Here is an 8,571-nt window from a genome sequence, read left to right as displayed (position 1 = left end):
ATCACACCATTGTCCCCTAAGCCGTGATATAACGCATTTTCAACAAGAGGCTGAAGAATAAACCTTGGTACCGGCAAATCGAGTGCCTTGGAATCAGCGTGGATTTTCACATCAAAGTGAAAGTTATATCGGATGCCCTGCAGCTCAACATAATTTTTCAAAGCATCAATCTCATCTTTAATTCTAGCAGGACCGCCTTTTCCGAGATTATAATAGAGCACTTTGTTCAAGGTGGACACCAAGCGATCAATATCTTTCTGTCCATTGGCACGAGCCAACCAGCGAATTGTATCAAGCGTATTGTGAATAAAGTGCGGATTGATTTGCGTCATTAATTTCTCGACTTCGAGAAAGGCCTTACTCTGCTCCTTCTGCTCCACCTCGCTGATTAATTCGAAAATTCGACTTCTCATTTCCGCAAACTCTTTGTAAATGACAGCAAACTCCGTGATCTGCGATTGTCTTCTTGGAAAAACCTCGTTATTACTTTTTACATTGCGAATATCCGTACTTAACAGGTTGAGCGGACGATAGACCGTTCGCCATATGATCCAAGCAATGAGAAAACTTGCTGCCAACGTTAGGACAGCAAAGAAAACAAACTGCTTGATCCATCTATATACTTCGAGGTTATATACGGAATTKGGAACAGCGGCCATAACTTTCCAAGTTTGATTACTAGATTCCTCGAACATTCTATATTTACTAGAAATGTCCTTACTCGAATCATTGTTGGCATATAACATCCCAACTGGAAAATCAGTGGAATTCTCGCTATAAACAATTTTGCCATGATTATCAACGATCAGATGCACCAAATTGCCTCCGAATTGTTCATTATCCTTTAGGATACTTTCAGCCAATTTAAAATTAGTTTCAATATAGACATACACATCATCACGATCAGGCAGCTCGACTTTACGCAGTATCGAAAGCACTTGATTGCCATCAATTGGATTTAAAGAACGATGCGGTCCCATATATGTTAGTTTATCGAATTTAATAAGTACAGGAAGCTGCTTAAGATTATAATTCTCACTCACGCTAAAATTCTCGAATAACACCTRATTATCAGCCTCAAAATAGTAAAACATTAATCCCAGCGTCGGATTCGTAAAATGAATCAAGCCTAATTCGCTTCTGATCTCATCGTTCAATCTTTTCTTTTCATAKATATCAGCAGACAGATAGCTCTCCAGGTTTTTACCGACCCGCCCGTCAAAAGCGAGCTGCTGAGACGTATGGTTCAACTGGCTCAGTGTATCTTCAAGCAATAACCTTACTTGATGCAAATTACTTATGACTCCACCCTCAGCTTTATTTTGCAAAATGGCATACATCGAGAAATAAGAAATGCTGCCTATTAGAATTAACGGCGCAAGAGAGCTAATAAAAAGAATCAGAATTAACCGATATTTCAACGAATACGGCTTCGGATGTAAACCTGGAATTTTAAGTACTGCCATGATTCAGCCTCGCTTTTATTGTTTGTCTGTGATGATTAAAATAGAATAAACTATACAGCTATGGTTTAGTATTGCCTAGTAAACTACATATGTAAAACGCTATCAATGAATGTTCGCCTCTCACACCTAAAGAAAGTAGGATTTGACGGTAAATCGGGTATCTTGAATTAGTTGATCCATCCCCCTTTTTAGTTACTTTTTTGGTGTTGGGTTTTTAAACCCGTGGACAAACCCATCATACCGTAGCGCTCCTTTTTTGACAAAGACCATTTTGACAAGATTTTGAATCAAAAAAGGATGGCATACGCCATCCTTTAGTAGAGGTTTTTTCTTCTTGTTTGCTTCATACGTATCGTAACGATGTATCGTTTTCATAAATGGCAGCACTATTAAAGCGAAAATGCCTGCGGAAAGTCCTAAAGATAGCCAAAGCCAAGCGCGGCGGTTCTTTTTCTTTGCCAATAAATAGCATATCACACCACACACAACTGAGCTTCCTAACCGCAACCAATTGCCGTGTATAATCTCAGTCCCAACCATGTACCCCACAAGTCCGAATAATCCTCCTTTAATGGCCTTTTCCTTCTTGCTCATCGTCTAATTTACCCCTCGCYGCCGTATACATAGACTTTACCTATTCATTATAGTTTTCCGTCTAGATTGACACTATACATAAATTATTTCCACAATTTTATTAACCTGTAAATCTGGTTGTCAATTGCAGGGTTGAAATCGCGAAACACATTATTATTAAAAGAAAAATGGCGCGTCAAATTAGATGTCAATTTGCGCGCCAGGGGAGACGATAAAGGCTGCTTCGGTTTTAACTTGAACTTCCTCCAAAGTAGCTCCCGGCTGCAATTCAACCAAAAGCATCTCTCCATTTTTAAAGTCAAAGACCGCCAAATCTGTGATAAGCCGGTTAACGACACCTTTCCCAGTAAGAGGTAGGGAACATGCCGTTTTCACTTTGGACTCACCGTATTTATTAACATGCTCCATAATGACAACAATGCGCTGTGCGCCGCTGACCAAATCCATGGCGCCTCCCATACCTTTAATCATTTTGCCCGGGATCATCCAATTGGCCAAATCACCGTTACCCGCCACTTCCATTGCACCAAGAATGGCCAAGTGGATATGCCCGCCTCTAATCATGGCGAATGATTCCGCGCTGTCAAAATAAGAAGCGCCCGGGATCGCGGTGATTGTTTCTTTTCCGGCATTAATTAAATCCGGATCTTCTTCTCCCGCAAATGGATAAGGGCCGATGCCGAGCAGCCCGTTTTCGGAGTGAAGCATCACATTCACGTCTTGCGGTATAAAGCTAGCAATCATAGTAGGCATACCGATGCCCAGATTGACGTACATGCCATTTTTAATTTCCTGTACAGCACGTTTTACAATTTTAGTGCGGTCGTCACTCATTTACTCATCCCTCCACTTCGTACCGTGAGGCGTTCAATCCGTTTTTGGAGGTTTGCACTTTGCACGATCCGTTGTACATAGATGCCCGGCGTATGAATGTCATCCGGATGAAGCTCGCCTGCCTGCACGATTTCCTCGGCTTCGACGATGGTCACTTTCCCTGCAGTTGCAGCAATCGGGTTAAAATTCCGCGATGTTTTTCGGAAGACCAGGTTGCCAAGCGTATCGGCCTTCCATGCTTTTATAAGAGAAAAATCCCCGACAATACCACGTTCCAATAGATATGTGCGTCCATCAAACACCTTATGTTCCTTACCTTCAGCAACTAACGTGCCTACTCCTGTAGCGGTGTAAAAACCAGGTATTCCCGCGCCGCCAGCACGAATGCGTTCTGCCAGCGTTCCTTGTGGTACTAACTCCACTTCAAGCTCTCCGCTTAAAAATTGTTTCTCAAATGTTTTGTTTTCTCCCACATAGGAAGAAATCATTTTCTTAATTTGCTTATTGGCCAGCAGTAATCCAAGTCCCCAATCATCAACACCACAATTGTTACTGACAACAGTCATACCAGTAGTTCCCTGTTCTTTAAGCGCACCTATCAGATTTTCTGGGATACCACACAGCCCGAACCCTCCTACAATCAGTGTAGCTCCGCTGTGAATATCCTGTATGGCTTCTGTGATTGAAGAAAATAGTTTTTTCATGCTCTCTTCTCCTCCAAGTCATCTTAGGAACATTGCGCGCTACACCTAAATGATTGAGAAACCATTTTTTATTAGGTTAGTAAAAGAAGCAACCTTACTTAACTCATTCAATTCTTCTTTAATCGGTAATTCCAATTGTTTCAATTCAAGTTTAGACGCAGCTAATTCAAGTAACTCTAAACGTAATAGCCAGTCATTGGGAAAAGAATGATTAAGTTCATTATAAATGTCACAAAGCACTTGAATACATTCGTCAGTGAAGGTGTTCTTCTCTCTTATTGTTGCAACTTTCTGATATAGAATTTCTAATTCGGGTAGAGAAGAAGCCGGCTCTTTCATAATTTCAGCTTGCTGTTGGGTTGCACTAAAGTAGGAAGCAGGGTCAGCTGCACCAGGATATGCTGAAACAATCCGCGATCCAACTGCCATATCATAAGTGCCCCATTCCTTCTTAAATAACTCATTTCCATCCAAAGTCACCGTGCAATCCTCGAATGAAATTAAGATTACTTTTTGATTATTTTTTATGATACTTATAATTCGTCCAGAAACGCTTATACCGCTAACGAACAAGATATCAGCGAAGTTTCCTTCTACCATACCCAAATTTTCAAGTGCTTGAGCATCGCACGCTTCTAATGCAATATTTCCTTGCAGCATTCCAATTGGCGTACCAAATCCTTTGGCATGATAGTCTTTTCCATGTCCCTTCAATTGTTGGTTATTTACCGTAAGAGCTGTTTCACCTGTTGTGTTCACATAGATCGCTTCACCGTTCTTATCCTTTACTAGAGCATGGACGATACCCGTTACGCTGATACCAGAATTGAATTCGAAGGTGGCAACAGTTCTCGAGCGCAGTGCCTTCTCTAAACTTTCCGTTCCGCCAACTCGGAATGCCATCGTATTCGCTAAGGATTGGGCGCCCTCCATTAATTCTTCAAAGCTTTTACAGACAAATAATCGAGATTGCATCTCTGTCACAATTTTTGGGCTCTCAATACACGCTTCAACGGAGTACGGCAATTTCTCTACCGCATCTGTAAAGCAATGCTTGCTTTCTCCAACGGAAGATAATAAACCGGCGCCGTAAATTTTCGGATTATTCATGTCCCCTATCAGTCCATATTCAACCGTAGCCCAGAATAAACGGGATACTTTCTCTGCTTCCGACAATCCGATGATCGCATTTTGTTTTTCCTCAACTAATTTTTGGGTAGCCGCTGTTTCTTCAACCGTGGATTTTGGATCCTCCATGACTATCGTTAATTGCCGAAGCGCCTCGAATGCTTCTCCTCTTTCCTTCATGGAAAAAGCTTTTGTGCCGATCGAGCCGATTTTTTGCACATACGACCTATATTCCGGATCAAATAAGATGGGCGCATGCCCTGCCGCTTCATGAATAATGTCTGGGGCAGGTGTGTATTCAATGTTAGTTAATTTTCTGATTTCTGTTGCGATAGGTAAAATTCCGCCCGCCAGCAGTTCATAAAATACAGAGCCTGGGATAAGTCCATTTACAATAACCGCGCCCCATCCAATTTTCGAAAGAGACTCATWCATCTCTGACACTCGAGGTATTTTCTCTGTTGCAATACCTGACTTTAATAGTCCGTCTACAAATGCAGAGTGAGCTTTATGCTGTAAGGCATGATGATTCTGACGCATGACATAACGCCATACGGCATGATCAATGGGTGTATACCTATCATAATGTTGTTCTGCTACATATGGTTTTAAATGAGTCGGGATCATTTTCATTTCATCTACTCCCTCTTCTTACTCATTTCGCGCTCTTCTATGGCGTGTCCACTTTGCTGCGGCTTCCTGTCTATTTTTGAACCCAACTGTATGGATAATTTGGATCCTCTAATTGTGCAGCGCCTTTCACCACACGTAAAGGACGGAAGGTATCAATCATAACCGCTAACTCTAAAGTCTCTTTTTTACCGATGCTGGCTTCAATTTTTCCAGGATGCGGTCCATGAGGTATTCCTGACGGATGCAAGGTAATCGAGCCTTCCTTAACGCCTTTGCGGCTCATAAAATTGCCTTCGACATAGTAGAGCACTTCATCACTATCCACATTGCTATGAAAATAGGGAGACGGAATGGATTCCGGATGGTAATCAAACAATCTCGGAACAAACGAGCAGATGACAAAGTTATTCCCTTCAAATGTTTGGTGAATGGGTGGCGGCATGTGAATTCGACCTGTAATCGGTTCAAAATCTCCGATGTTGAAAATATAAGGGTACAAATATCCGTCCCAACCTACGACGTTAAATGGATGATAGTTGTAGGTATGAGAGTGCAAATACCCTCTGGTTTTGGTTCTTACCTCAAATTCGCCGACATCCGTATGGGTTTCCAAAGTTTCGGGGAGCCGAATATCTCTCTCACAGAAAGGGCTATGCTCCAGGAGCTGTCCATGCTCGTTCCGGTAGCGCTTCGGTGTGCTTATCCAACTATTTGTTTCTATGCTTAAAAATCTTGATTCACCTGGCTCCGGAACGATTCGATAAATCGTGCCTACTGGTATCACGATATAGTCCCCTGGACGGTAGCTGAGTTTACCAAACATAGACTCAACTTTTCCYGTCCCTCGATGAACAAACAACAATTCATCCCCGTCTCCGTTACGGTAATAATAATCCATGGTTTGCGTCGGATTGGAGACGGATATTAAAATATCTTCATTTCCAAGCATGTAGTGCCTGCCGTTTATCGCATCTCCTGTATCTAAGTACTGTCCTGTCAGGAAGTGCCTGCATGTCAACGCTCCTTGTTCTTCAAACTCTAACTTGAAGTGAGCATAGATATCGGCTTTAACGATGTCCGTCGGAGCGGAATGATGATAAAGAATAGACTGTATGCCCGAAAAACCCTTCGTACCCATGACCTGTTCCCTGTACAAAGAACCATCTGGTTTCTTGAACTGCGTGTGTCTTTTTTTGGGGATTTCACCCATACGGTGATAAAAAGGCATGTTACCTTCCTCCTAAGAGTTTTCGCAAGAAAACTTGCTTCGTAAGCATTAGCTTAGAACGGCCGGCAGCACACGGCCGGTCACCTCTCCGAAGCCGACTCTGTAGCCGTCTCCCTGACACCAGCCGGTGATCGTTAAACAGTCGCCATCCTCCAGCCAAGAACGTTCATCGCCATTATCCAAAGATAGCGGCTCACTGCCACGCCATGTCAATTCCAACATGCTGCCTCGCGAATCCTTCTCAGGGCCGCTAATCGTCCCGGAAGCCAACAAATCCCCGGGCCGTAAATTGCAGCCGCCTATCGTATGATGAGCGATCTGCTGTGCCATCGTCCAATACAAATAGCTGAAGTTGCTGGCTGAGATACGGTCTGGTCGCTTCATGGAATCGCTCTGCAAATAAACCTCTAACTGGATATTGAAAGAACCCGGAGTGCTCTGCCGCAAATATGGAAGCGGTTCTGGATCCTGCTTCGGAGCAGGAACGCGAAATGGTTCCAATGCTTCAAGAGGAACGACCCATGGGGATATGGAGGTAGCGAAATTTTTAGCCAGAAATGGTCCTAGCGGCTGGTATTCCCATGATTGGACATCCCGCGCGCTCCAATCATTTACGAGTACAAGCCCAAATATATAATCTTCGGCTTCTTCTATCGAGATCGGCAGACCTTGTTCATTTCCTGTTCCTATCAGACAGCCCACTTCCAATTCGAAGTCCAGCTGACGGCTCAATCCGAAGATAGGCGCAGCCGAGTCCTGCGGCTTCATCTGTCCTTGCGGGCGATGAACATCCGTGCCGCTAATAACTATGGAGCTGGCTCTCCCGTGATAACCCACGGGCAGATGCAGCCAATTCGGCATAAGCGCATTCTCCTTACCACGGAACATGCTGCCAACATTAGTTGCATGATCTTTTGAAGCATAGAAGTCCGTATAATCGCCTACCTCAACAGGCAGCAGCAACTCTACTTCGTTTTGAAAATAGATGGCTGTGGCACGTAGTCCTTTATTATCACGTAATGCGGGTTCTTCCTCATCCAGCAGCCGCCCAATAGTTGAACGAAGCTCCTTCCAAACTGGACGGCTAAAAGACATTAACGCATTCAACGACGGTTGACTAAAAATGTTTTTACCGGACACTGCCGTCTGGTCAAAACAGCCAGCGCTGTCTAACTGGGCCAGATCCAGCACATAATTCCCGATCGCAACGCCGATTCGCGGTAGTCCGCCTTTAAGGGGACGGAATACACCATATGGCAGGTTTTGTATAGGAAAATGCGAATCCGGCTCCACTTCAATAAAAGAACGGACCATGCGATCAACTCCTCTGCCCCAGTAATTGAAATTCTCGCATCTCGTCACGCGGTTCGTCGAAGCTGCAGCTCCCAAAAGAGCTTAATTCCTTATTGCGAACGGCCAGGATTTCACAAGAAGTCATAGAGAGATGCCTCCAATGCAAGCCTTCACTTGAAAATTTGAAACTTTCCGGATGCTCATCTTCAATGATTTCCGCGATTTTCTGAATCTCCAACTTGTGCGAGTTAGCCAGTAATCCCGCAAAAAACACATTAAGAAATCCATGCATCTTCGTCTTTACATCAATGCGGTACATGCGAACAGGATGATGCAGCCCTGCTGTAAATTTAAGCGGGAGATCTCTGTCTCTGCACCCTTCCAGAACAAGGGCAACCTGATTAGCTGTAGGAAATGCTTCGGCCGTAACGCCTCCGGTTCTTAGTTTAATACCAAGTCTCGATCCGCTTGTTTCATTATATGCGGCAATTTCATTTAAACCAGCAATCATACTTGTTTTCCAATCTGCATTTAACTCATGTGTCAATTCGCAAAATATTTGCAACCCAAGCTTGGATGCTCCTCTTCCGATCGACTCTAGAAGTTGATCTTGTAAGGAATTCGGAGGTAACGGCAATTCGAGTACATCAATCCGGGCTGCTGCTTGATATTGATCCCTAAACGATTGAAT

8 protein-coding genes are annotated in these 8,571 nt (G+C 43.6%); all 8 read right to left on the bottom strand.

What is annotated here, in order from left to right:
• On the bottom strand, window positions 1-1,466 hold a 1,466-nt coding region (locus AC1DVJ_RS28920), incomplete at its 3' end, for a sensor histidine kinase (RefSeq protein ID WP_477596003.1).
• Between the two features lie 192 nt (window positions 1,467-1,658).
• Complete coding sequence (locus AC1DVJ_RS28915) at window positions 1,659-2,060, bottom strand: hypothetical protein (protein WP_477596001.1); 402 nt, start codon at window positions 2,058-2,060, stop codon at window positions 1,659-1,661.
• A 180-nt stretch (window positions 2,061-2,240) separates the two neighbouring features.
• Window positions 2,241-2,894 carry a 3-oxoacid CoA-transferase subunit B gene (locus tag AC1DVJ_RS28910; RefSeq protein ID WP_477595999.1) on the bottom strand — a complete coding sequence of 218 codons (654 nt, stop codon included), beginning with the start codon at window positions 2,892-2,894 and terminating at the stop codon, window positions 2,241-2,243.
• The gene (locus AC1DVJ_RS28905; RefSeq protein ID WP_477595997.1) at window positions 2,891-3,598 is read right to left on the bottom strand and encodes a CoA transferase subunit A; all 708 of its coding nucleotides are present in this window, start codon (window positions 3,596-3,598) and stop codon (window positions 2,891-2,893) included. The genes AC1DVJ_RS28910 and AC1DVJ_RS28905 overlap by 4 nt, the downstream gene beginning before the upstream one ends.
• Before the next feature lie 45 nt (window positions 3,599-3,643).
• Window positions 3,644-5,359 (bottom strand): aromatic amino acid hydroxylase, encoded by a 1,716-nt coding sequence (locus AC1DVJ_RS28900; RefSeq protein ID WP_477595995.1) that lies wholly within the window; start codon window positions 5,357-5,359, stop codon window positions 3,644-3,646.
• 70 nt (window positions 5,360-5,429) lie between these two features.
• Window positions 5,430-6,587 (bottom strand): homogentisate 1,2-dioxygenase, encoded by a 1,158-nt coding sequence (locus tag AC1DVJ_RS28895; protein ID WP_477595993.1) that lies wholly within the window; start codon window positions 6,585-6,587, stop codon window positions 5,430-5,432.
• Between the two features lie 48 nt (window positions 6,588-6,635).
• The gene (fahA, locus tag AC1DVJ_RS28890; RefSeq protein WP_477595990.1) at window positions 6,636-7,901 is read right to left on the bottom strand and encodes a fumarylacetoacetase; all 1,266 of its coding nucleotides are present in this window, start codon (window positions 7,899-7,901) and stop codon (window positions 6,636-6,638) included.
• Window positions 7,902-7,905: 4 nt separating this feature from the next.
• On the bottom strand, window positions 7,906-8,571 hold a 666-nt coding region (locus tag AC1DVJ_RS28885), incomplete at its 5' end, for a hypothetical protein (RefSeq protein ID WP_477595988.1).

This window comes from Paenibacillus sp. P4_A9 (assembly GCF_056402415.1).
Note: the sequence above shows the minus strand (reverse complement) of the source record. Positions and strands in the feature narration are given on the sequence as shown.